At 66.9% G+C, this 23,252-nt stretch carries 19 protein-coding genes and 1 tRNA gene; 3 read left to right on the top strand and 17 right to left on the bottom strand.

The window, feature by feature from the left end; all coding sequences use genetic code 11:
• Window positions 1-21: 21 nt before the first annotated feature.
• On the bottom strand, window positions 22-1,626 hold the full coding sequence (locus BJP62_RS16475) for an ABC-F family ATPase (protein ID WP_070531462.1): 1,605 nt from the start codon (window positions 1,624-1,626) through the stop codon (window positions 22-24).
• Between the two features lie 126 nt (window positions 1,627-1,752).
• Between BJP62_RS16475 and BJP62_RS16470 the strand changes: the two genes are divergently transcribed.
• The 3 genes from BJP62_RS16470 to BJP62_RS16460 all read left to right on the top strand — a co-directional run bounded on the left by BJP62_RS16470 (window position 1,753) and on the right by BJP62_RS16460 (window position 4,591).
• Window positions 1,753-2,931, top strand: coding sequence for a pyridoxal phosphate-dependent aminotransferase (locus BJP62_RS16470; RefSeq protein WP_070531459.1), 1,179 nt, complete (start codon window positions 1,753-1,755; stop codon window positions 2,929-2,931).
• A 32-nt stretch (window positions 2,932-2,963) separates the two neighbouring features.
• Entirely contained in the window at window positions 2,964-4,457 is a 1,494-nt protein-coding gene (locus tag BJP62_RS16465) for a hypothetical protein (RefSeq protein WP_070531456.1), read from the top strand.
• Window positions 4,458-4,501: 44 nt separating this feature from the next.
• A tRNA-Ser gene (locus BJP62_RS16460) sits at window positions 4,502-4,591 on the top strand.
• Between the two features lie 63 nt (window positions 4,592-4,654).
• On the opposite strand, the gene BJP62_RS16455 is transcribed toward BJP62_RS16460, so the two are convergent.
• The 16 genes from BJP62_RS16455 to BJP62_RS16380 are packed head-to-tail and all read right to left on the bottom strand — an operon-like array spanning window position 4,655 to window position 23,239.
• Window positions 4,655-5,776, bottom strand: coding sequence for a glycosyltransferase family 4 protein (locus BJP62_RS16455; RefSeq protein ID WP_070531453.1), 1,122 nt, complete (start codon window positions 5,774-5,776; stop codon window positions 4,655-4,657).
• Window positions 5,773-6,999 carry a glycosyltransferase family 4 protein gene (locus tag BJP62_RS16450; RefSeq protein WP_070531450.1) on the bottom strand — a complete coding sequence of 409 codons (1,227 nt, stop codon included), beginning with the start codon at window positions 6,997-6,999 and terminating at the stop codon, window positions 5,773-5,775. Before BJP62_RS16450 ends, BJP62_RS16455 begins: the two co-directional genes overlap by 4 nt.
• A 25-nt stretch (window positions 7,000-7,024) precedes the next feature.
• Entirely contained in the window at window positions 7,025-9,316 is a 2,292-nt protein-coding gene (locus BJP62_RS16445; protein ID WP_070531445.1) for a hypothetical protein, read from the bottom strand.
• Window positions 9,316-10,518, bottom strand: a complete 1,203-nt coding sequence (locus BJP62_RS16440) for a glycosyltransferase (protein ID WP_070531441.1) — start codon at window positions 10,516-10,518, stop codon at window positions 9,316-9,318. Before BJP62_RS16440 ends, BJP62_RS16445 begins: the two co-directional genes overlap by 1 nt.
• Window positions 10,515-11,639 carry a glycosyltransferase family 4 protein gene (locus BJP62_RS16435; protein WP_070531437.1) on the bottom strand — a complete coding sequence of 375 codons (1,125 nt, stop codon included), beginning with the start codon at window positions 11,637-11,639 and terminating at the stop codon, window positions 10,515-10,517. Before BJP62_RS16435 ends, BJP62_RS16440 begins: the two co-directional genes overlap by 4 nt.
• A complete protein-coding gene (locus BJP62_RS16430) occupies window positions 11,636-12,646 on the bottom strand; it encodes a polysaccharide pyruvyl transferase family protein (RefSeq protein ID WP_070531434.1) in 1,011 nt (336 codons plus the stop codon). Before BJP62_RS16430 ends, BJP62_RS16435 begins: the two co-directional genes overlap by 4 nt.
• Before the next feature lie 33 nt (window positions 12,647-12,679).
• Entirely contained in the window at window positions 12,680-14,098 is a 1,419-nt protein-coding gene (locus BJP62_RS16425; RefSeq protein WP_168163847.1) for a lipopolysaccharide biosynthesis protein, read from the bottom strand.
• Window positions 14,088-14,837 carry a DapH/DapD/GlmU-related protein gene (locus BJP62_RS16420; RefSeq protein WP_070531427.1) on the bottom strand — a complete coding sequence of 250 codons (750 nt, stop codon included), beginning with the start codon at window positions 14,835-14,837 and terminating at the stop codon, window positions 14,088-14,090. Before BJP62_RS16420 ends, BJP62_RS16425 begins: the two co-directional genes overlap by 11 nt.
• On the bottom strand, window positions 14,830-16,326 hold the full coding sequence (locus BJP62_RS16415) for a hypothetical protein (protein ID WP_070531424.1): 1,497 nt from the start codon (window positions 16,324-16,326) through the stop codon (window positions 14,830-14,832). The genes BJP62_RS16420 and BJP62_RS16415 overlap by 8 nt, the downstream gene beginning before the upstream one ends.
• Entirely contained in the window at window positions 16,319-16,999 is a 681-nt protein-coding gene (epsI, locus tag BJP62_RS16410; RefSeq protein ID WP_070531423.1) for an exosortase-associated protein EpsI, B-type, read from the bottom strand. The genes BJP62_RS16415 and epsI overlap by 8 nt, the downstream gene beginning before the upstream one ends.
• Window positions 16,996-17,865, bottom strand: coding sequence for an exosortase B (xrtB, locus tag BJP62_RS16405; RefSeq protein WP_070531420.1), 870 nt, complete (start codon window positions 17,863-17,865; stop codon window positions 16,996-16,998). Before xrtB ends, epsI begins: the two co-directional genes overlap by 4 nt.
• On the bottom strand, window positions 17,858-18,730 hold the full coding sequence (locus BJP62_RS16400) for a CpsD/CapB family tyrosine-protein kinase (protein ID WP_070531418.1): 873 nt from the start codon (window positions 18,728-18,730) through the stop codon (window positions 17,858-17,860). The genes xrtB and BJP62_RS16400 overlap by 8 nt, the downstream gene beginning before the upstream one ends.
• A 16-nt stretch (window positions 18,731-18,746) precedes the next feature.
• Window positions 18,747-20,081, bottom strand: a complete 1,335-nt coding sequence (epsF, locus tag BJP62_RS16395; RefSeq protein ID WP_070532871.1) for a chain length determinant protein EpsF — start codon at window positions 20,079-20,081, stop codon at window positions 18,747-18,749.
• Window positions 20,082-20,096: 15 nt separating this feature from the next.
• Window positions 20,097-20,876, bottom strand: coding sequence for an SLBB domain-containing protein (locus tag BJP62_RS16390; RefSeq protein WP_070531415.1), 780 nt, complete (start codon window positions 20,874-20,876; stop codon window positions 20,097-20,099).
• Window positions 20,876-21,745, bottom strand: a complete 870-nt coding sequence (locus BJP62_RS16385; RefSeq protein WP_070531412.1) for an EpsD family peptidyl-prolyl cis-trans isomerase — start codon at window positions 21,743-21,745, stop codon at window positions 20,876-20,878. Before BJP62_RS16385 ends, BJP62_RS16390 begins: the two co-directional genes overlap by 1 nt.
• A 15-nt stretch (window positions 21,746-21,760) precedes the next feature.
• Window positions 21,761-23,239 carry an undecaprenyl-phosphate glucose phosphotransferase gene (locus BJP62_RS16380; protein WP_236943619.1) on the bottom strand — a complete coding sequence of 493 codons (1,479 nt, stop codon included), beginning with the start codon at window positions 23,237-23,239 and terminating at the stop codon, window positions 21,761-21,763.
• Between the last annotated feature and the right edge of the window lie 13 nt (window positions 23,240-23,252).

The raw sequence follows: 23,252 nt of genomic DNA, 5'->3' as shown, positions 1-23,252 counted from the left end.
AGCCGCCGAATGAGGCAAGTTTTACTCGAGGCCGCGGCTTTCGAGGTATTCCTCGTAACCGCCGAGGTAATGGGTGAACGTGCCGTCGCCGTTGAGCTCGAGGATCTGCGTTGCCAGCGAGGACACGAAGGTCCGGTCGTGCGACACGAAGATCAGCGTGCCCTTGTACAGGTCGAGCGCGAGGTTCAGCGACTCGATCGACTCCATGTCCATGTGGTTGGTCGGTTCGTCCATCACCAGCACATTGGTCTTCTCGAGCAGCAGCTTGCCGTAGAGCATCCGGCCCTTCTCGCCGCCGGACAGCACCTTGACCGACTTCTTCACGTCGTCGCCGCCGAACAGCAGCTTGCCGAGGATGCCGCGGATCACCTGGTCGTCGTCACCCGGCTGGCCCCACTGCTTGAGCCAGTCGAACACGGTGACGTCTTCCTCGAAGTCTTCCTCGTGGTCCTGCGCGAAGTAGCCGATGGTCGCCTTCTCGGCCCATTTGACCGTACCGGCATCGGGCTTGAGCGCACTGACCAGCAGCTTCATCAGCGTCGATTTGCCGACGCCGTTGCCGCCGATGACCGCCAGTTTCTGGCCGGCCTCGAAAATCAGCGACAGGCTCTGGATCAGCGGCTTGTCGAAGGACTTGGACAGATTGGTCGCCTCGAAGGCCTGGCGGTGCAGCTTCTGCTTGTCGTCGATGTCGAAGCGGATGTACGGGTTCTGCCGGCTCGACGGCTTCACCTCGACCATATTGTCCTTGATCTTGTCGGCCAGCTTGAGGCGCGACGTGGCCTGACGGCTCTTGGACTTGTTGGCGGCAAAGCGCTGGGCGAACGCCTGCAGCTCGATGACCTTGTCCTTGGCCTTGGCGTTGTCGGCCAGCAGCCGTTCGCGCGCCTGCGTGCTCGCCAGCATGTAGTCGTCGTAGTTGCCCGGATAAATGCGGATCTCGCCGTAGTCGACGTCGGCGATGTGGGTGCAGACCTGGTTCAGGAAGTGGCGGTCGTGCGAGATGATCAGCATGGTCGAATCGCGCTGGTTCAGCGTGTTTTCGAGCCAGCGGATCGTGTTGATGTCGAGGTTGTTGGTCGGTTCGTCGAGCAGCAGCACGTCCGGATTGCTGAACAGCGCCTGCGCCAGCAGCACGCGCAGCTTCCAGCCCGGCGCGACTTCGCTCATCGGGCCGGTGTGCAGCTCGATCGGAATGCCGGCACCCAGCAGCAGCGCGCCGGCGCGTGCTTCGGCGGTGTAGCCGTCGTATTCGGCGACCTTGCCTTCGAGCTCGGCCGCGTGCATGTAATCGTCCTCGGTCGCTTCGAGGTTGGCGTAGATCGCATCGCGTTCGTGGATCGCAGCCCACAGCTCGGCGTGGCCCTGCATCACCACGTCGATGACGCGCACGTCCTCGTAGGCGAACTGGTCCTGCTTGAGCTTGCCCAGGCGCACACCGGGTTCGAGCGAGACATTGCCGCCGGTCGGCTCGAGGTCACCGCCGAGTATCTTCATGAAGGTCGACTTGCCGCAGCCGTTGGCGCCAATCAGGCCATAGCGGTTGCCGTCGCCGAACTTGACGTTGACCTTCTCGAACAGCGGCTTGGCGCCGAACTGCATGGTGATGTTTGCGGTACTGATCATGGGTGTAAATATCCGTCGTGGCGCGCCAGAAGCGGCCGAAGCGATTTAGAATCCTTGCCTGCAGCCCGATGTCCGGCACCGGTAGGTGCTTGATCGTTTTGCGAAATTCGCCGGATTTTAACACAGATGACCCCAGCTTCCCGCCTTGCCGAGATCGCCCCTTTCCACGTCATGCGCATCCTTGCCGACGCGCAGGCGCTCGAGGCCGCGGGCCGCGACGTCATCCATCTCGAAGTCGGCGAGCCCGACTTTCCGACGCCGCAACCGATCGTCGATGCCGGCATCGCGGCGCTGGCGAATCACCAGACCTTTTACACCGGCGCCTGCGGCCTGCCGCAGCTGCGCGCCGCCATCGCCGGCTTCTACGCCAGCCGTTTCGGCGTCAGCGTCGACCTGCGACGGATCATCGTCACCCCCGGTGCATCGGGCGCGCTGCAACTGATCCTCGCGCTGCTGGTCGACCGCGACGACGAGGTGCTGCTGACCGACCCCGGCTACCCGTGCAACCGCCATCTGGTCCGGCTGTTCGAGGGCAAGGCGGTCAACGTGCCGGTCGGCCCGGCGAGCCGCTACCAGTTGCTCGCCGGCGACCTTGCCGCGCACTGGTCGGATCGCACCGTCGCGGCGTTGGTCGCCAGCCCGGCCAATCCGACCGGCACGGTGCTCGAGCAGGCCGAGATCGCAGCGCTCGCCGCCGCCTGCCGCGAACGCGGCGGCGCGCTGATCGTCGACGAGATCTACCAGGGGCTGGTTTATGGCCGGCCGCACGAGACGGCGCTCGCGGTCGCCGACGACGTGTTCATCGTCAACAGCTTCTCCAAGTTCTTCCAGATGACGGGCTGGCGGCTGGGCTGGCTGGTCGCGCCCGAGTGGGCGGTCGCCGGTCTGGAAAAACTCGCACAGAACCTCTTCCTTGCGCCGCCGACGCCGGCACAGCACGCGGCACTGGCGGCGTTCGACGCGCCGACGCTGGCGATTCTGGAAGCGCGGCGACGGGAACTCGAGGCCCGGCGCGACTATCTGGCGCGGCGGCTGACGGCACTCGGCTTCAAGCTGAACGCGCCGGCCGAAGGCGCCTTCTATCTGTGGGTCGACGCCGCGCGCCTCACCGCCGACGCGGCGGCATTCGCGGCCGGGCTGCTCGCCGCCGAAGCCGTCGCGGTCACGCCGGGACTCGATTTTGGCCACGCGCCGACGATGCTGCGCTTCGCCTATAGCCAGCCGATCGAGCGGCTCGGCGAGGCTTGCGACCGGCTCGCGCGCTTTTGTAAGTCAGCCTTGCCACAGGACAAGCATGCGCTATAGGCTTGGCCGCAGAGCTGACAGGAGTAGCGGACATGTTTGATTTCAAGGCGCTGGTCGGCGCTTTGTTCGGCCGAAGCGAACAGCAGGGCGTCCACGACTACAAGTCGGCAACCGTGCTGATGCAGGCGCTGCCCGAGAGCGACATCCTGCAGGCGCAGATCGAGATCGTCCACGCGCTGCACCAGCTCAACGGCAACGCCGGCATCAGCCTGAAAGAGCGGCTGCGGACCGTCCCCTATCTCGACGAGAAGGCCCGCTCGCTGCAGGCCCACCTGGTCGCCGTCTACCGCGGCGAGCTGATCGACGAGGGCGCCGCGCCGCACCAGATACTGCCGACACTGCTGGCGTTCTGGCGCGAAATGGCCGATGCCTATCGCCTGTGCGTCAAACAGGCGCTGCAGAGCGGCCACAACCGCAACCTGCAGCCTTACGTGCTGCGCGGGCTGATCTACGCCGGCGAGCGTGCCCGCTGGGCGATGCTGCGTTACGCGGACGTCGATGCCGGCGGCTGGCGCCAGCTGCACCGGCTGTTCCAGTATGCCGAGGCGCTCGGCTGCGCACAGACGCCGCAGCAGCCGTATCCCGGCGGCGAACTCACCGACGCCAGGCGCGAATACCTGCAAGTGCTGATGCTGGCGCTGTCCGGCCCCGAGCAGTTGCAGACCGGCCAGATCGAACTCGCCAGCCGGTGGCTCGCCCGCTGGAGCGCAAAAATCGAGCTCGAATCGCAGATCCGCCCGAATCGCCAGCTGTTCGCCGCCAATCTGGCCGGATCGACCGCGCCCAAGCGGCTGCGCCGGGACATGGTCGGCGACAACTGGCGCTACGGGTCCACCGATGCGCTGATCGAACACCTGCAGATCGTCCACGATGCGCTGGCGCAGGGCGCAGCGCCGGCGAAGTACGGGCTTCCCGACGAATCGGCACAGCCCGCCGGCCTCGAACTGCTGGCCCGGCTGATCGCCCGCTGGTCACGCGACACGCCGCCGCCGGTCCGCAGGCACGAGCGCCAGACGATCAAGCAGACGGTATCGGTCTGGCGCGGCCTCGACGAGGCGGTACAGGCGCTGCGCGGCGCCGGCCGCGCGCGCCAGTGGGAGATCGTCAACGAAAGCGCCCACGGTCTGGGCATCCACTGCCGCGCCGGCAGTGACGACGTGCAGGTCGGCGAACTGCTCGGCATCCAGGGGCAGGACCGGCGACCGTTCAGCGTCGGCATCGTCCGCTGGATCAGCCGCAAGACCGACGGCACCGTCGACCTCGGCATCGAAACGCTGGCCGGCAGCCCGATCGCCGTCGAGCTGACGCCGATGCTCGGCGAGCGCAGCTGCGCCGGCCTCTACGTCGCCGAAACCGAACAACAGGGCCGGCTGCTGATCCTGCCGCAGGCCTTCTACGCCGACCACCGCGAATTCCGCCTCGGCGCCAAGAGCAAGCGCTACCGCATCCGCCTCGGCAACACGGTCGAGACCACGCTGCACGGCGCCCTCGCCCGCTTCGCCGTGCTGGAGAAACTCGCCGCCTGAGGGCTGCCAGACGCCGGCCACTCTGATAGAATCGCCGGCTTGCTGGAAGCGTGGCTGAGTGGTTTAAGGCAGCGGTCTTGAAAACCGTCGGGGATTTACGTCCCCCGTGAGTTCGAATCTCACCGCTTCCGCCAGATTGCGAAAAGCCCCCTGTCCAAGGGGGCTTTTCAGTTTCCGCCGATGCTGACGATGGCAACCTACAGCGCACGGTACACGTCGTGTATCCGCCGGGTGACGGCGTGCCAGTCGTAGTCGCGGCGGACGCGTTCGGCCCAGGCGGTCCAGCGCGGGCCGCCCGTGGCGAAGCAGCCGAGGCGCTCGGCCAGCGCGTCGGTGTCGCCGAGCGGGAAGTAGCTCTCGGCAGGCAGCTGCATTTCCAGATGCGGTTCGATATCGCTGACGATGGCCGGTGCACCAAGGCCCAGCGCCTCGAGCAGCGCGATCGGCAGCCCTTCGTGCGACGACGGCAGCACGAAGACGCCGCAATGCGCGTAGAGGCTGGCGAGCTCGGTCGCGGTCTTGCGGCCGAGAAAGACGATGTCGTCGCCGGCGCGTTCGAGTACCGATGCCGAGTACGCGTCGGCGTGGTCGGCCGCGCCGGCGAAGGCGAGCTTCCACCCCGGCGGCGGCCGGCGCAGGAAGGCGTCGATCAGGTCGTGGTGGCGCTTTTCCGGCACGAAGCGGCCGACGTGCAGGATGTAGCGCCCCGCTTCCAGTCCCATCGCCGGCAGCAGGCCGGCGTCGCCGCTGCCTTCGGGAAAGGCGGTCACGCCGTTCGGGATCAGCGTTGCGTCCTTGCCGAAGCCCGTTTGGACCCAGCGGCGCAATTGCTGCGAGATCACGATCACCCGGTGGGCGCCGAGCACGCCGAATCGCTCGGCGGTGCGCAGGAACAGCCGCGCGCCGCGCCCCCATTTCTGCCGCTGGTAGTCCTGGCCGTGATGCGTCATCACGACTTTCATGCCCAAGAGCCGCGCCAGCGGGACGAAGAACGACGGGCCGATCGCGTGGAAATGGATCACCCGGTTGCGCTGCCACGCCGCGGCGAGTACGGCGAGCAGCGTGTGCGCCAGCGTTTCGGTCGACTTGCCGACCGGCGACCAGATCCGGCAGAAGCGCACGCCCTGCCAGTGATCCCCTTTCACATGGCGCATGTACGGTGCGCGCACGTAGACCGTGACATCGGCGCCCTGGCTCACCAGCAACGGCGCCAGCGACTCGACGTGGCGCTCGACCCCGCCCTGCACGTCCGGAAAACCGCGCAGGCCGACGATGGCGACCTTGATCCGGCCCGTTGCCGGCGATTGCTCCCGCTTCATACCCTGACCCCGACCTCGCGATAAACCTGCTGCAAGCGTGCGACGTGACGCTCGACGGTGAAATCCTGCTCGACCCACGCCCGCGCCCTGCCGCCCTGTTCGGCGATATCGGCGTCGGCCATTGCCGCATAGTCACGTAGCACGCGGGCGAGGTCTTCGCTGTTGCCGCTGTCGAATACCGCCCCGGTTTCGCCGGGCCGGATCAGCTCGGGAATGCCGCCGATCGCCGCGCCGATCGCCGGCTTGCCGCAGGCGTAGGCCTCGAGGATCGTCAGCGGCGCGTTTTCGTAGCACTCCGACGCCAGTACGATCGCGCGGCAGTCGCGCACCAGTTGCCACAGCGCGTCGCCTTGCTGGAAGCCGCAGAAACGCACGTTCGCGCCGGTCTGCTCGGCGCGCTGCCGCAGTTCCGCCTCGAGCGGGCCGGTGCCGACCAGCCACAGCTCGACCCCGGCGCTGGCGACCGCGTCGATCAGCGTCAGCAGCCCCTTTTCGCGGCTGAGCCGGCCGAAATAGAGAAAGTGCCGGCCCGGCCGGTACTGCGGCGGCAGCGCGCCGACATCGGCAAAATTGGGCACATGTGCCAGCGGTGCGCCATCCCAGCCCCACTCGCCGAACTTGTCGGCGAGGAAACGGCTCGGCGAGATCAGCCGGTCGACGTGCTTGCGGTACAGGCCCAGCGCGTCATGCAGGCTCGACTCGAGGTAGATCAGTCCGCTCAGCGCCAGCGATCCCTTCAGGCAGCGTTTTTCCAGCAGCGCCTTGCGGCCGCGGGTATTGCAGTCCTCGCAGACCCGGCCGTGCGAGAGCATGCTGTACGCCGGGCACAGCAACTTGAGGTCGTGCGCGGTCAGCACCACCGGCACGCCGCAGTCGTGCGCGGCCTTGAGCACCGACGGCGACAGGTGATGGTAGACGTTGTGGGCATGGACGACGTCGGGCTTCACCTTCTCGATCAGCCGGCGGATCTTGGCCGCCGACTCGAACGAGTAGATGATCTTGGCCGCGTGCTTGGCCTTGGTCAGCGCGCCGTAGCCATGGCCGAACTCGATTTCCTCGGCAAAGTACTCGCCGTAGTCGCTCGCCTCGTTGCGCGGGTGCTGCATCGCAAAGTCGGCGACGTGCCAGCCCTGCTCGCGTAGCAGCCGCGACTGTTCGAGGTAGACGACGTCGGCGCCGCCGCGGCGGTAGTGGTAGTTATTGACGGCCAACAGCGTGGGCACTTTGCTCTCCGGTCATGCTTGTTCCTTATCGTTGTATCTGCAGCTGCACGTAGACGGTCGGGTCCGCGCCGGCGGCGGTGTCGTCGAGCTCGAACGCCAGCACGCCGTTCTGCAGCGACACCGGCACGCTGCGCGCGGCGCTGCCGTCGAGGTTGAGCACCGTTGCGCTGGCGCCGGTCGCCGCGCCGAGTTCCAGTTCCAGCGCGACCTGCGACGGCGGCATCTTCAGCGGAAAGCTGCCGAGCCGGCGCAAGGTCGTCCGGCCGGCGTCGTCGAACCCGATATTGCTGTTGAGCGCGTCGCTGCCGAGCATCAGCAGCGCCTGCCCGGTCTGGGCGAGCGGTTGCATGTCGAGCGACGACAGCGCGACCAGCATTGGCGTGTTGACGCGCAAGCGCCTGAACACGCCGGCCGGCACGGCCTCGCCGGCCTGCGGCAGCAGCAGCGCCTGGGTGCGCGGCGTGAGCACCGTCATCTTCCGCGCCACGGTGTCGGTGACGATCTGGCCGCCGGGACTGCGGAAATAGCCGTCGACCGGCCGCGATTCGTTCAGTTGCCCGGCGGGCAGTTGCGCCGCCATCCCGCCCTTCGGCGATGCGGGAACCAGGCCGGTACGGCGCGCGAGGCCGCTCATCGTCAGGCTGAAGTTCGACGGCGAATCGACGTTGACGTTGAGGACGCCGGGTGCCTCGAGCGCCGTCGCCGCCGACTCGATACCGCGCAGCAGGCCGATCTCGCCGTAGCTGTCGGTCACGCCCCAGTACTTGAACGTCGCCGCGTCATTGGCACTCGCACCAAGCACCAGCCGGATCCGCTGGCTGTCCGGAGTCAGATCGCCGCGCCGGTACAGCAGCGCGGTCAGCCGCTCGGCAAGCACCGCAACCGGGTCATAGCCGATCGCGTACGGCCGCAGTGCCTTGTGCCAGCCGTCGCTGCGGTCGTAGCGAAGCTCGGCCGGGCTGTTGGCGTGCTGGCACAGGCCGTCCCAGTCCTGCAGCGCGGCGTAGGCCGGCATGACCAGGCTGGCTTCGCGCCGCCATTCGCTCCAGAACGGCTGGCCGTACTCGGTGACGGTGAACGGCTTGCCGGCGATCCGGTTCTGCGCCAGCAGCTGGTAGTAGCGCAGCCGCGAATCGAACGAGCTGGTGTTGCGCAGCGTACTGCCCGGGCTGACGAAGGTTGTCGGCTCGCCGTTGTAGGCATGCAGGTCGACCCAGTCGAACTGGTTGCGGCCGAGCCAGCCCTGCAGCGACGGGTTGTTGTCGTACGAGGTGACCGGGCCGCGATAGCCGAGTTCGCGCAGCCTTGCGCTCATCCAGCTCGCGGTGTCGCGCTCGCGCTCGCTGAAGTAGGCGAGCACGTCGGTCATCGCCGGCGTGCTGCTGACCGGATCGGGCAGGACCAGCGTCTCGTCGGCGATCGCCGAGTACGGCTGCCCCCAGACGGCGCCGAACCGTTCCGGGTCGGCCGCGTAGCGTTGCGCCAGCCATGCGCGCAGGCCGGGACGTACTGACAGCGGAATCTTCTGGCCGGCCATGGACAGGAAGTGCAGCCCGCCCTCGTTGACCTGGATCACGCCGGCGAGCGCGTCGTCGGCCAGCGTCGTCGTGCCGGTATACGGATTGACGCGGCCGTACAGCGTCCGGACCAGCTCGAGCCAGTGCTCGCGTGCCGCCGGATCGACATGGACGTCGGCCTTCAGGCTGTACTTGCCGACCCAGCGGTCCGGCTGCACGTCGCCCTTGGCACCGTTCCACGACGTCATCGCGTCGATGTACCAGTAGATGCCCTGGTCTTTCAGCGCCTTCAGGAAGAAGAAGAAGCGGTCGAGCTGCTCGGGGTTGTAGTCGAAATCGAACTTGCGCCCGTGCATCAGGTTGGCATCGGTAAAGTGGAAACGCACCAGGTTGTAGCCGGCCATCCGGTACTGGCGCGCATAGGCCAGTGCCTTGTCGTGATCCGGGTAGCCGCCGTAGGGCGTGCTGAAGCTGGCCGCCGCGCAGTTGAAGCGCAGGCGCCCGGCGTCGTTGGCGAAATGGCCGTCGGCGTCGATCCGGACCGGCCCGTCGATCCTCTGCGCCGGAAACAGGCCGCTGAAGTCCAGCGCGCTGCCCGGCTGGATCGCCAGTTCGGGGCGGCTCAGCGTCAGCCAGTCCTGCGGCACGCCGAACACGCCGTCCGCACCTGGTGCAAGGGTCGCGGCCGACGCCGCCGGCAACCACGAATCGGTCGGCCCGAAACCGGGCTGGCCCTTGCCGCAACCGAACAGTTGCACCAGCGCGAGCAGGCATGCGGCCTTGAGGAATGAGCGCGTCATCATTGAGCTCCAGCGAGTCGGAAATAGATCGCCGCCACCCCCTCCGCCAGACGAGCGTAGCTGCGATGCTGCTCAATGTAGGCCCGCCCATCGGCCGCGCGCAATCGCGCAATATCAGGCTCATGTAATGCAAACGTAATTGACTTGACAAATCCGGAAGCCGTGCCATCGGTCAGCCAGCCGCGCTCGGAGTCGCCGAGCACGGCCGCCTGGTCGGGTGAGTCGTTGGCGACGGACGGCATGCCGATCGACAGATATTCGGCGAGCTTGGTCGGCGACGACACGTCGAACAGGAAGCCGCGCGGCACGTAGGACAGCGCCAGATCGCAGCCGGCGACCAGCGACCACGCCCGCTCGCTCGGCAGCCAGCCGGTGACGCACACCAGTCCGGCGATGCCGAGCTCGGCCGCGCGCCGCTCGAGGAAGGCGCGCTCAGGCGGATGCGAGCCGTCGCCGATCAGCAGCAGCCGCACGCCGGGTACCGCGGCCTGCAACTGCGCGATCGCGTCGATCAGCACCTCGAGCCCGCGCAGGCGGTCGAGCGCACCGAGATAGCAGACAACCGGGCCTTCGCTGCCGGCCGGCCAGCCGGGCCAGCGCTGCGGCGTGACCGCGGCGACGCGTTCGAGGTCGACGCCCATCGGCACCGCCGACAGCCTGGCCGCGGCAATTCCGCGACCGGCGACGTAGTCGCGCATCGCGTCGCTCTGGGTGAACACATGGTCGGCCAGCGGCAGGATCAGCCGGTACAGCAGCTGGTATTCGAGCCAGCCCTTGGCGAACAGCAGCGGCCGCTTCCACGCCGCGACGCTCTCGCTGCGGTCGCGCGCGCGCCGCATCCGGCTTTCGCTCATCAGGAACGACATCCAGTAGCAGAAGCGCTTGCCGCTCAGCCTGGCCAGCAACAGCCCCAGCGCCCCGGCCCAGACCATGTCGCGCACCTGCAGCACATCGTAACGGCGATCGAGCCCGGCCTTTAGCAGCGTGGCGGCGAAATGCAGATGCGCGCCGAGCTTGCCGCGCCCGGCACCGACGGCGACACAATCGCCGCCGCCCCAGTCCGGCGCCGGCGCACCCGCCGCGTAACCGACGATGTCGTTGCGGATGCCCAGCCGCGGCAGATAGCGCGCGAACAGCGCCTGCACGTCCGGCCGGTGCGTCGGCAGGGTTTCGGGAACGAACTGGATCAGCCGCACGTTCACGCCGCAGCCCTCAGTGTTTCGTCGACAACCGCGAGGAATTGCGGCTCGATGCTGGACCACAGGTACTGCTGCCCCGCAGCGTGGGCGCGCTGCGACATCGCCGGCAAGGCCGAACGCTGTGCGACGATCCGCTGCAGGCAGTCGGCAAAGGCCGCGGCGTCGTAGTCGAAGATCCAGCCGTTGTCGCCGTCGCGGACGTAATCGGTATGCGTGCGGATCCGGCTGGCCATGACCGGCAGGCCGGCGACAAGGTACTCGAACAGCTTGGTCGGCGGATTGAAGCGCCACCACAGCCGGTCCTCCCAGACGCAGATACCGACATCGGCCTGCGAGAGGTAATCCGGAATCCGTTCGCCGGGTACGCGCCCGACGATCTCGACGGCAGCGGCGATGCCCAGCCGAACGGCCGATTTGCGGCAGAACGCCAGTTGCTCGTCGCTGGCGCCGACCATCGTCAAGCGCACGTCCAGCCCGCGCTGGCGCGCCAGCGCCACGCCCTCGAGCATGACGTCGCGGCCGCGCTCCCTGATCACCGTGCCGGTGTAGACGAGGCGCAACGCCGCTTGGCGGTTGACCTGCGCCAGATAGCCGAACCGGTCCTCGACGCCCATGTAGATCAGCTCGGCCCTGGCGGCCGGCACGCCGTGGGCCAACAGGTCCTCGTGATGCGCCTCGCCGATCGGCATCACCCGGGTCACCCGCCTGCCGGCGGCGTAGTTGCCACGCAGCAGACCGCGGTACACGAGCCGCTTCAGCGGGTTGCGATGATCCGGCTCGAAAAAATGGCTCGGGTGTTCGTTCCAGTACAGCAGCGTCGGCACACGCCGGAGCATGTAGGCCCCCAGCGCCAGTTGCGACCCGAGCAATACCAGCAGGTCCGCGCGCCCCGCCGCGCGGGCGCAGCGGTGCATGAAGCCGAACTGTTCACGGATACCGGTGCCCGAGGTATGCAGCACTTCGATCGTCAGCGGCAGGTCGGCAAACTCGTTGCGAAAACTCGCATGCCGCAACAGCAGGGTCACTCGATATCGCTTTGCCAGGGCGGCAATCCGGTATTTGAAATCGAGAAAACCGGGTTGGCCTTCGAAAAACCAGGTCGCGATGACGATATGGGCTTTCATGCACCCTCGGCAAACTTCGTCAGGCTGTGCGGAATGTCGTCAATGCTCGACGCAAACCGGACTTCGCCCGCGCGCTGCGTCCACGCCTGATGGAAGGTGGAGATCTTTCCGTAGTTGTTGTCCAGAACCACATGCTGCTTGCCCAGCAACAGGCACAGAATGTGGGCGTGCAGCCGGTCGGTCACCACCTGCTTGCCGCTCGACAGCTGGCGAATGCCCCGGTTCAGGCGCTGCCGGGCCAGCAGGTTCGACAAGGCCACCATCGCCGTCCTTCCCGGGGCACTGCCGTTGCAAACGCCGTTGAGCAGGCAGAGGGCGCGCATCAGCAGCGCCTCGAAGCGGTCCGACTCCAGCCAGTCGCCCCGGGTCCAGCGCCCATGGAGCGAGGCCAGATTCAGATTGGCCACCGAGTTTTCCCCCGAAGACTCGATATCCCCTCTGGCCAGCACCATGCCGTCGTGGCTGGGCGCCACCGCCTGGCAGGCGCCGATAAAGAACGCCATGTCCGGGGTCAGGACCGTCGGGCAAGCGAAATGCTGCTTTGCAAAGTCGAACGATGCCCGGTCGCGGAGAAACAGCACCACGTCGCCATGTGCGGCGATCGCGGCCTGGGTTGCGGCGATGCTTTCTGCCGTTTCGAACTTCACGGTCTGCGGGAACTGGATGACCCGGATGCCCTGCAAATCCTGCAATACGCGCAGGCGCAAGGCATGGGGGCCAGGCCAGAGATCGCCAAAGTTGCCGCCACCGTGAAACAGCACTACGCCATCCTTCCCCAACACCTGACGGATTCGTACCGGATCATAGGCGCCATACCAGCAGGAATAGACAATCTCGGCCCCGCGCCGCCTCAGGTATTCGATTTGCCCCAGCCAGATGTATGAATCACCGGCATTGGAGCCGAACGGAAAATCAACCAGCGCTACGCGCATTCCGGGCTGAATGTAAAGATCGAGTTCGGCCGATACCTTGGACTGCAAATCGGAAATCAGTTCTACGTGGTTCACGGGATTCATCCATATGAAGATGCACAATAAACGCTAGACAGCCAGGACCTGCTTGCGAATCCGCCTGAAAAGGAAAACGCAGGACACCAGTAGTACGCCGCCCCCCAGCGCGAGTTGTAGCGACCAGCTGGCCCAGGCAGGCAACGCATGCGCTCCGACGCGGGCGATCGATACCGACAAGATGATCAGTGCAACGGTCAGCATCGCCGGCAGGAGTGCGGAAAAATAGGATTTCAATTCAAGCGAAATGTATCTGGCGAGAAACCCGCGCCCCGCAGCAAACATGATCACGCCACGTCCCGCCTGCGCGATCAGGATGCCGCTCATGCCGAAGAAACCACCCAGCAGCAAGGCCAGAATCGAGAACAGGTTGCGCGTGAACGAGTAAAGCAGACTGACCCTGGGCGGCGCAGCGGCCATGAAAATGGACCAATTGAACTGACTCAGCGGCGCCAACAGGCCGGCGATGCAGAAAAACTGCAGCACCCAGACCGATGGCTGCCATTGCGAACCGAAAACCCACGGTACGACCAGCGGGCAAAACAGGAAAAGCAGCGTGTAAAACGGCATCACCAGCCAGGCCGACATTTGCATCGCACGTACATAGAGCGCGCGCAATTGCGCGATATCACCCTGCGAACGGGCAAACACCGGCCCGGCAACCTGTGCGGTTACCGTCGTCATCATCTCGGTGCAGATCTGGTAGATGCGCTTGCCGACCGAATAGATGCCCAGCTCCTTCTGCCCCATTGCCCCCCCGACGATCAGCTCGTCCAGGTTGGCGGCCAGCACGTCGAGCATCCTCGCGCCAGCCACATTGCGGCCGTAGCGCACCACGACACCGAACCCGCCGAAGCCGATCCGCCAGCTCGGGCGCCAGGCCGCAGCGCGCCAGACCAGAAAGGTCAGCAGCGTCACTTCGGTCAGGTACTTAATGACAATGCTCCACAGACCTAATCCGCAATAGGCGGCAATCACGCCCAGGGCGCCACCCGATACAGACGAAATCAGCGATCGCTGCGCAATGGATTTGAAATCGAGCTGTTTGCGGAACAGCGTGTCCTGAACAACGGACAGGGACAGCAGCGGCAAACTCCAGCACATGACCCTGATGACATTGGCCGAATCATGCTGCCCGAGCCGGTTCAATATGATCGGCGCAAGAATGAACGTCGCAATGGCCAGGGCCGTGGCGACGATCTGCTGGAACCAGAAAATCTGGCTCCGCGATTTCTCGTTGTCATCCGCGTAGAGCAGGTAATCGGCAAGGCCCAGCTCGCTCAGGGCCATCAGAATGGCCAGAATTGCCGAGACCATGGCAACTGCACCGATCTCGGCAGATGACAGCAAGCGTGCCAGAATCAGGAATACGAGCAGACTGGTCGCACGAACACCCCACGCCCTGAGTGCGGCCCATTTCACGCCGTTGAGCACCCGCAGCTTATCGCTCAAGGAGATCGGCCCCCATCGCGTTCACCCCGTTCACCGGCGGCAGCTTGCAATCCTGCAGGAAGGCTTCAAAGCCCTGATACGGCGCACGGTGATGATTGCGGTAATGCTCGAACGAAGCGCCAAGCTGCCCCTGGACCGGCACACCGTCCGCCAGTTGATCGCCATTCAGAAAGAGCGGGAACTCCTCCCAGAAATCGCTTGGTACCGGACGTCGGCCGAACGCCTCGACCAGACTGCATGCATAGTCCCTGGCCTCGGCAAGATGTTCGGCCCGGCGTTTGTCGCGGTATTCGTCGATCGAGCAAATGACCCGCGCCGGAACACCGGCAACGACCGAATTGGCCGGAATGCTCCGGGTGACAACCGCACCGGTGCCGATGATGCAGTTGTCGCCAATGGACACCCCCTTGAGCAGGGTGACGTTGAAACCGAAAAAGACATTGTTGCCAATCGTCACCCGGCCGGATGATGCATAGACCTCGCCATAGAGATTCCGCAGTACATACCAGTCGTAGCCATGCGTCAGGAGCAGGAAGCCGCGCGTGATCTGCACGTTGTTGCCGATCTGGACCAGCGAAGGCCTGGTAATGTCGATGACCGTATTCCGCGGGTCAAAAAAATTGACGCCATGGCCGATCCGCACGCCCTTGCGGCGCAAATAGCGGATATAGCGGTCATTGCCGGACTCGGCCCAGGCCCGCTGTATTTTAGAATGCAGTTTTTTCAGAAATTTAAGCATCGTTCGAAGCCCGGTTCAGTCCGCGCGACAGATAACCGAAAGCCAGCGCCACCAGCAACTGCGTCGCCGGCTCGTCGATCAGCGTGCGGTTGTAGATCAGCGTCATCAGGCAAAGGACGAGAACAGCGGCAATCAAACGTTGCTGGTTTGGGAATATCGCCGTAGCAACCGCCCGCCAAGCGGCACCGATTGCCGTCAGGAACAGGCCGATATAGCAAAGCAAGCCCAGAATGCCGTAATCCCACAACAACACCGCAATGCCGGTCGAGCCGATATCGAGCGGGGCATAGCGTTTGGCGACGGTGCCGCTGGAAATCGCCCCGGAGACCGACGAGCCGATGCCGTTGCCGAGCCATCGGCCATAGGTGTCGAGCGTCCGGTCGTTCAGCCACAGCGCAATCGAGGCGCCACGGCTGACTTCACCGGTCCGGTTGTCGATCAGTTTCGGATCGAAGAAATAGTCGACCGAATGCTCGGCGTTTTCCGAGAGCCCCTTTTGCGGCGCATCCGCCCAGTAGAGCCTTTCGTAGACCGTTCCGACGATTGCCACGAACAGGCCCAGGCCGAGCAGGGCCAGCAAGAGCTGGGCGGGATTGCGTATCAGCCGCTTGCCGAGCAGCAGCAGCACGCCGAGCGGCAGCCACAGGAAGGCCGCCTTGACCTCGCCGAGCAGGATGACGAGCAGCGCGCACACCCCGTAAGCCAGCGCGCGCCGCAACGGGATGCGTCCGTCCAGGTACAGCGCGATCACCAGCAGCGTGGCAACGACGGTGTACAGCACCATCACCGCGTTCAGGCCGCCGGCGTCCGGATTGCCGCCGAAGGAGCCGACCACGGCGTCCCAGCCCATCACCGCACGGCCGGCGGCGATGAAGAAGTGCTGGTGCAGCACCAGCGGTACCTGGCAGACCAGCACCAGCAGCAGGAAGCGCCAGATGGCCGACCAGTCGCGATCGTCGAGCCTGGCGAGGGGCAGATACAGCGCCACCAGCCAGAACGGCAGCTGGTTCTTCACGCCGGCGATCAGCTGCGGCAGCGGCGGCCGGTTGATCAGCACGCCGAGCAGCACGACGGCAGCGAACGCCAGCAAGGGCCAGACCCACGGCGGCGCAGCCCGGCGCGGCCGCGGCGCAAGCAGCCGGGCGCCGAGCTTGACCGCGAACAGCCCCGCCAGCCCGTAGGCAAGCCACGAGATCTGGGCAAAGCCGCTGTAGTAGCCGACGGTGCCCTGCAGCAGCAGCACGACGGCCATCAGCAGCAGCACCGCGTGGCGGTCGGGCAGGCGCAGGAAGACCGCGCCGACCAGCAGCGCGGCCAGCAGTGCCGGTACCGCGTAGAAGCCGATCGCGATCGCGCCGCCGAGCAACAGCGCCAGGACGCCGGCCAGCAGCGCGCCGCCGGACCACAGCACCAGCCGCCACGGATCGGCCGGCCACCGCAGCCGACCGGCGGCGATGCCGTGCAGGCGGATCGCACCGTTCCTAAGCACCGCCCTGCCCCGTCAGGATCGCCCGCGCCGGTGCCGGCGTCGCCTGCAGCAGCTGGTCGAGGAAGCCCTGTTGCGCCCGATAGGCGGCATCGGCATTGCCGTCGATCGACGACACGCGGAACAGCAGGCCGTCGGGCAGTTGGCCGAGCAGGCCCGACTTGAGCTGGGCGCGCTTGGCGTCCCAGCCGGTCAGCACCAGTTCGTTGCCGACCGTCATCCAGTAGGTGATCGGCTCGACGCGCAAACCCAGCGTCGCGACCAGCCTGCGTACCGGCAGCGTCCGGCCGGCAACGTCGACCTCGCCGAACAGCGACGGGCCGACGACGAAACCCTGGCCGCCGTAGCAGCCTTCGGGCTGGTGGACGCGCAGGCTGTCGTTCTGCTGCTGACCGTAGGCGATCAGCAGCATCATCCGCTCGCCGCGATTGTTGACATAGGTGCGGCTGAGCACGTCGGTATAGATCCTGTCGACCGCGGCCTGGACGGTCGGGTCCGGCGCCACCGGCACGATGCTGGTGTCGAGCTGCCAGTCGCCGAAGCGGGCCGGCACCGCCTGCTCGAGCCACTGTTTGGGCAGCGTGCGCAGCAGCTGCGTCGGCCGCAGCTCGGCGGCCGCGATGCTGGCGACGATCATCAGTACGGCCATCAGCCAGGCCTGTGCGCGGCGGTTCATCGGGCGTCCTCCGTTGCAGGCCACAGCCGGCCGAGCACGCCGTCGAAGCCCAGGATCAGCAGCAGCGCACTGCCGAACATCACCATGCCGGCCAGCCCGTGCATGAAGCCTTGCGCGGCCTCATCGCCAAGGTAATAGGTGATCAGCACCAGCACGATCACCCGGATCAGGTTGGCGACGATTGCGAACGGCACCGCCAGCGCCAGCAGCGCGAGGTTGCGCCAGCGGCTGCGGTACTGCTGCAGGTACAGGTAGAGGCAGGTCAGCGCCGACAGCGAGAACAGCGAGTGCAGTCCGGCGCAGGCATCGGCGACCAGCAACTGGTACTGGCCGACGTAGAGGATGACGCCGCTGCGCGTCACCGGCAGGCCGGCTGCGTAGAGCAACTGCTCGGCGATGCCGGAAATGAAATGCTTGAGCGGCCCGGTCAGCGCGTCGACGAGCGCGCCGGGCAGCGGCGCGCTGAACATCAGGAAGAACAGCGGAAACGCCAGCGCGCGCAGGCAGGGCCAGCCGCCGAGCACCAGTGCCAGCCCGGCGCCGACTGCGCTCTGCGACAGCACCGCAAGGAACTGGATGTCCTGCGACTTGCTGACCACGTAGAGCAGCAGCCCGGCGCCGAACAGCAGCAGCCCCGGCGCGGGCCGCGGCGTGCCGGCCGGCAGCGGGCCGCGCCAGAGCAGCCGGCCGACCAGCCATGCGCAGATCAGCACGATGAACGGCCCGTGGGCCTGGTCGTCGGTCTGCCAGGTACCGGCGAGCAGTTCGCGGTACAGCGGCAGGTACATCGGCAGCAGGCCCAGCGCGACCGGCAGGGCCAGTGTCCAGTCCAGCCGGACCGGCAGGCGGCGCAGCGCGTCAATCATTGAGGACCACCCCGATCAGCTGGACACCCGACGCCTGCAGCCGGGCCTTGGCGGCGAGCAGCGGCTTGAGCCGGGTGTGGTTGCGTGTCGCGACGACGATGGCACCGCGCGAGCGCGTCGCCACCAGATGCATGTCCGACGGCTGGTCGAGTGCGGTGCTGACGACGATCACCGCGTCGTAGCGCGTACCCGCCTGCTGGAGCAGCTCGGCGAACAGCGGCCGGGACAGCAGTTCCTGCGGGTTCGGTGCCTCGGTTCCGCCCTGCAGCAACTGCAGGTTGTCGATCCCGTCGACGCTGCGGACGGCGTCGGCGAACGGGCTTCGCGCCGCCAGGCAGTCGGCCAGCCCCGGTCCGGCAGGCACGTCGAGCAGCGCGTGCTGCGTCGGCCGGCGCAGGTTGGCGTCGATCACCAGCACCTGCAGCGATGCCTGCGCCAGCGTCACCGCCAGGTTGGCGGCGAACAGCTCGCCGTGCCGGGTATCGCCGTCGGCCGGCACGACCGCGACGAGCTTGCGCTGGCCGTCGAGCCAGTGCAGCAGCAACTGGGTCCGCGCGCCGCGCACCGCCTCGGCCTGCGGCGAGTACGGGTCGTAGGCGCAGACGACGTGCCGGTGGACGCGGCCCGCATCGGCGAGGACCGGAAAATCGAACTGCGCCGACAGCGCGCTGCGGATGTCCTTCTCGGACAGCAGCCCGAGCCGGACGGCCGCCTCGCCGAAGCGCAGCCCGTGTTCTCGCTGGCACTCGGCGATGCGCGGCAGATCGGCCATGCCGATCTGCTGCTTGGCCAGCAGGATCTGGCCGATCAGGCCGCCGTGCTGCTCCCGCGCTTCGGGCAGGGGCAAACGTATCGCTTGGTTCATGTCTGGCTCCGGTCGGTCATTTCAGCGCCGGGATCGCCGCGAGCACGTCGAGCCCCAGCGCATCCTCGATGTCGGCACGCGCGCGGACCCGGCGGTCGAGCAGCTCGACCGCCACCGCGGTCGCCACCGCCAGCACGCCGCCGGCCAGCAGCGCCAACAGCAGGTTGAGCAGCACCCGCGGCTGCGACGCGCGCGCCGGTTCGGTCGCGCTGCGCAGCACGACGATATTGGCCTGGTCGGCGCGGCTTTCGAGCATCGTCTGCGACGCACGCTGCAAGGCCTGGTCATAGGCGCGCTGCGCGCTTTCGAGATCGCGCTGCAACACCTCGGCACGCGAGCGCTGCGACTTGAGTTCGAGCACCCTGGCCTTCTGCGCGGCCAGCGCCTGTTGCAGCGCGCCTTGCCGCGCCGCCGAATTGCCGGCCGCGCCGGACAGGCCGCCGGCGTATTGCGCGAGCATCTGCTTGAGCTGGGCGCGGGTCGCCTCGACTTCGGCCTGCGCCTGCAGATAGTGCGGATGATTCGGCCCGCTCTTCTCGGCCTGCTCCTCGAGCTTGGCCTCCTGCTGCGCCAGCTGGTTCTTCAGCTGCTGGATCAGCGGGTTGTTCAGCACGTCCGGCGCCGCCGCACCGCCGCGCGCGCGCGACTGCGCGTCGAACGTCTGCGACTGCACGCCGACGAGCTGGCTGCCGATCTCGTTGAGCCGCTGGGTTTCGATGTCGAGGCGCTCGTCGGCGGCAACGAGCCCCTGCTGCTGCTGGTAGTCGGACAGCCGCTGCTGGCTCTTCTCCAGGTTCGCCTGCAGCCCCTTCAGTTGTCCCTGGAAGAACAGATTGCTCTGCTGCGCCGCGGCGGTCCGGATCTCGCCGGTGGTCCGGATGTAGGCCTGGACGAAGGCATTGGCCAGCGCCGCGGCGAACTTCGGCTCGGTTGCCGTATAGCCGACGCTGATCACGTTGCTGTCGCGGCTGGGCCTGACGCTGAGGTTCTTCAGCAGCGTATCGGCGAACCATTGCCGTACGTCGCCATGGCCGCCGGTGGCCTCGAGGAACTGGCTGCGCGCTTCGGGCAGGTTGGCAAAACCCAGCGTATCGACGACCTTCAGCGCCGCGTTCTGGCTGGCGAGGATGTCGACCTGGGTCGCCATGAAACTCGGCGCCAGATAACCGGCAACGGGCTGGCCGCTCACCGGGTCGGTGGCCTTGATGTCGACGGCGATCGTCGATTCGGCGGTGTACTGCCTGGGCAGCAGCAGGCTGACCGCCAGCGCCGACAGCAGCACCAGCGACCAGACCGCCAGCACGATCCACTTGCGCGCGCGCAGGATGTGCCAGAACTGTTCGAATTTCATCATCGTCCCTTCATCTCAGAACAGGCTTTCCTGCACGTAGATAACGTCGTTGTCGCGCACCGGGTCGGTCAGCTTCGGCGCCACCTCGGCGATGCTGCCGTCCGGCTGGCGGCGGTGGATTTCGACGCTGCGCTTCGACGCGCGCGGGTTGTAGCCGCCGGCGCTGGCGATCGCCTGCATCACCGTCATCCGCTCCTCGAGCCGGAAGCTGCCGGGCCGGTTGACCTCGCCATAGACATAGACCTGCTGCATCCGCGGCACGAAGATCACGTCGCCGTTCTGCACCTTGAGCACGCGCTCGCCGGCACGCTGCGCCGCCAGCAGCTGCGACAGCAGCAGTTCCTGCCGCGTCTCGCCGCGCACCAGCAGCAGCCGGTCGCCGCCGCTGTTGCCGATCCCGCCGGCGACGGCGATCATCTCGACGAGGTCGGCGTCGTGCTCGAGCGCATAGCGCCCCGGGCGGCTGACCTCGCCGAGCACCGAGACGCGCTGGCTGCGGTACTGGGCGATCAGCACGTTGACCTGGGCGTTCCTGATGAAACCGCCCTCGCCCAGCCGGCGGGCGATCAGTTGCTCGACCTCGGTGAACGACAGCCCGCCGGCACGGAGCTTGCCGATCAGCGGGAAGTTCAGCTCGCCGTTCTGCGTCAGCTGGATCTCGGACTGCAGGTCCGGATGGTCGTAGACCGACACCTTGACCACGTCGCCGGGGCCCAGCCGGTATTCGCCGCGCACCTCGGCGACCGACGACGCGGCGGCCAGCCAGAGCAGGCCGGGCAGCAGGCAGCGCAGCATCAGTTCAACCCCTTCAGGCCCGACTGCAGCGACACGTCCTTGCCGTCGGCGGTGGCAAAGCGCTGCAGGTATTCGACCTTGGTCGCGCCGCGCAGCGCCTTGAGCCGGCTGTCCTCGCGCGCCCCGCCCTGCTCGGCGAGCAGGTACTGCTTGATCGGCGCCTGCACCTCGGCCGCCTGCAGCGGTGCGGGCGTGCTGCCCTTGAGCTGCAGCAGCAGCACCTTGTCGCCATCGGGCAGGGAAATGATGTCGCCGTGCTTCATCGCGGCGATCTTCGGCAACAGCGGCAGCGGCAGTTGCTCGGGCGCCCGCTGCACCTCGACCGGCTGCGCATCGATGCCGGCCTGCTGCAGCGCCGCCGCCGTCTCCGCCGCATTGCGCGGCGACTGCAGCGCCTGTTCGAGCTCGGGCTTGAGCGCGCTCGCCGCCAGCGCGAACACGGTGAAGTCATAGAGCTTGCGCTCGGCAAAGAGCTGCGGATGCGCAACATAGAACGTGTCGATCTGCGCCTGTGTCGGCTCGACCGGCTTGCCGATCTCGCGCTCGACGGCGGCGCGCGCCAGAATCTGCCGGCGCGTCGCCTCGACGGCCTGGACGACATCGGGATCGCGGTCGAGCTTGAGTTCGACCGCCTTCTGCACCAGCAGCTCCTGGTCGACCAGGCCGTCGAGCACCTTCTGCTTGACCTGCGCGTCGCCCGGGTTGGCCTGCTGCGCCAGCAGGTAGTTGAGCTGGTGCACGGTGATCTCGGCGTCACCGACGCGGGCGACGACCTGGCTCGGCGACTTCTTCTCGCCGTCGTCCTTGCACGCAGCCAGCCCCAGCACCATCGCGGCCAGCACCGCGGTATTCGTGTACAGCATCTTCATCGGTCGGTCCCTTGGTCAGTAAGCGTTCTTGTCGCCACCGGCCATCGAAAAGGCCGTTTTCGCGACGATCTTGAGGTCGAGCCAGATCGACCAGTTGCGCAGGTAGTCGAGGTCGAACTCGATCCGGCGCTGCATCTTCTCGAGCGTGTCGGTCTCGCCGCGGAAGCCGTTGACCTGCGCCCAGCCGGTGATCCCGGGCTTGACCTTGTGGCGCATCATGTAGCCCTTGATCAGCGACCGGTATTGCTCGTTGTGGGCATTGGCGTGCGGCCGCGGCCCGACCACGCTCATCCGCCCCTGCAGCACGTTGATGAACTGCGGCAGCTCGTCGAGCGAGCTGCGGCGCAAAAAGCCGCCGATCGGCGTGAAGCGCTGGTCCTGCCTGGTCGCCTGGACGACCTTGTCGCCGTCCTCCAGCACCGTCATCGAGCGGAACTTGTAGACGACGATGCTCTCGCCGTCGGCGCCATAGCGGCGCTGCTTGAACAGCACCGGGCCCGGCGACGTCAGCCTCACCGCCAGCGCAACGGCCAGCATCACCGGCCAGATCAGCGCGACGATGGCCAGCGCGAGCACGATGTCCGAAAAGCGCTTGAGCACGCCGCGCAGCCCCATGAACGGGCTTTCGCACACCGCAACGACCGGAATCCCGGCGACATGGTCGAAACGTGCCTGGATCAGGTCGAACACGAACAGGTCGGGCACGAAGTAGATCGACGCGGTCGAATCGCTCAGCGCATCGAGCATCGCCAGCACGCGCGGCTGCGAGCTCATCGGCAGCGAGATATAGATGTTGTGCACACCGTGGCTGCGCACGTAGCGCGGCAGGTCGCGCAGCGTGCCGAGCAGCCGCGACGGCGCCACGTCGGCCAGCCGCGACGACTCGCGGTCGTCGAAGTAGCCGAGCCAGTTGATCCGGCGCAGCGGGTCGGTCTGCAGCGCCTCGGCCAGCGCGACGCCGGGCCGGTTGGCGCCGATGATCACCGCCCGCCGCTGCCCCTGCGCCGAATCGCGCGGCAGCAGGAAGATCGGCCGGAACAGCGCGTGGACGACGACCAGCGCCGCCGGCGCCAGCACGAACCACGCGACGATGTACGGCGGGTAGAAGTAGGCGGCAAAGCCCGTCACCCAGCCGAGCAGCATCAGCGTCATGCAGATGAACAGCCACTGCACGGCAAAGCGCCCGAGGCCGAGCAGGGGCCGCTCGTGACCGGGCACGAACAGGAACAGCCCGTCGAGCACCTGTGCCGACAGCAGGAAGCCGAACGCCGCGAGCAGGCAGGTATAGCCGTCGAACGCGACCTGGAACGGAAAACTCAACAAGTAGAGCACGACGACGACGACGACCGGGTCGACGAAGGACTTGAACACGCTGACCAGCGGCGCGGCATTGACGAACTCGCTGAACCGGCTGTTCAGCGACGACAGCCGTGGCGGCATCGACGCATCGTCGATCATCGCGGCGTGCTGCAACTGCGGCTCCAAGTGGCTCATTGCTCCACCCCCG

This window comes from Jeongeupia sp. USM3 (assembly GCF_001808185.1).
Classification (GTDB): Bacteria; Pseudomonadota; Gammaproteobacteria; order Burkholderiales; family Chitinibacteraceae; genus Jeongeupia.
The sequence above is the reverse complement of the archived record's forward strand: the minus strand, read 5'-3'. Positions and strand labels throughout refer to the sequence as shown.

Coding starts and splice junctions, on each gene's coding strand:
- BJP62_RS16400 (WP_070531418.1), bottom strand. CDS start 18,730: ATGAACCAAGCGATACGTTTGCCCCTGCCCGAAGCGCGGGAGCAGCAC.
- BJP62_RS16380 (WP_236943619.1), bottom strand. CDS start 23,239: ATGAGCCACTTGGAGCCGCAGTTGCAGCACGCCGCGATGATCGACGAT.
- BJP62_RS16385 (WP_070531412.1), bottom strand. CDS start 21,745: ATGAAGATGCTGTACACGAATACCGCGGTGCTGGCCGCGATGGTGCTG.
- xrtB (WP_070531420.1), bottom strand. CDS start 17,865: ATGATTGACGCGCTGCGCCGCCTGCCGGTCCGGCTGGACTGGACACTG.
- BJP62_RS16470 (WP_070531459.1), top strand. CDS start 1,753: ATGACCCCAGCTTCCCGCCTTGCCGAGATCGCCCCTTTCCACGTCATG.
- epsI (WP_070531423.1), bottom strand. CDS start 16,999: ATGAACCGCCGCGCACAGGCCTGGCTGATGGCCGTACTGATGATCGTC.
- BJP62_RS16390 (WP_070531415.1), bottom strand. CDS start 20,876: ATGCTGCGCTGCCTGCTGCCCGGCCTGCTCTGGCTGGCCGCCGCGTCG.
- BJP62_RS16435 (WP_070531437.1), bottom strand. CDS start 11,639: ATGAAAGCCCATATCGTCATCGCGACCTGGTTTTTCGAAGGCCAACCC.
- BJP62_RS16455 (WP_070531453.1), bottom strand. CDS start 5,776: ATGAAGCGGGAGCAATCGCCGGCAACGGGCCGGATCAAGGTCGCCATC.
- BJP62_RS16465 (WP_070531456.1), top strand. CDS start 2,964: ATGTTTGATTTCAAGGCGCTGGTCGGCGCTTTGTTCGGCCGAAGCGAA.
- epsF (WP_070532871.1), bottom strand. CDS start 20,081: ATGAAATTCGAACAGTTCTGGCACATCCTGCGCGCGCGCAAGTGGATC.
- BJP62_RS16445 (WP_070531445.1), bottom strand. CDS start 9,316: ATGACGCGCTCATTCCTCAAGGCCGCATGCCTGCTCGCGCTGGTGCAA.
- BJP62_RS16420 (WP_070531427.1), bottom strand. CDS start 14,837: ATGCTTAAATTTCTGAAAAAACTGCATTCTAAAATACAGCGGGCCTGG.
- BJP62_RS16475 (WP_070531462.1), bottom strand. CDS start 1,626: ATGATCAGTACCGCAAACATCACCATGCAGTTCGGCGCCAAGCCGCTG.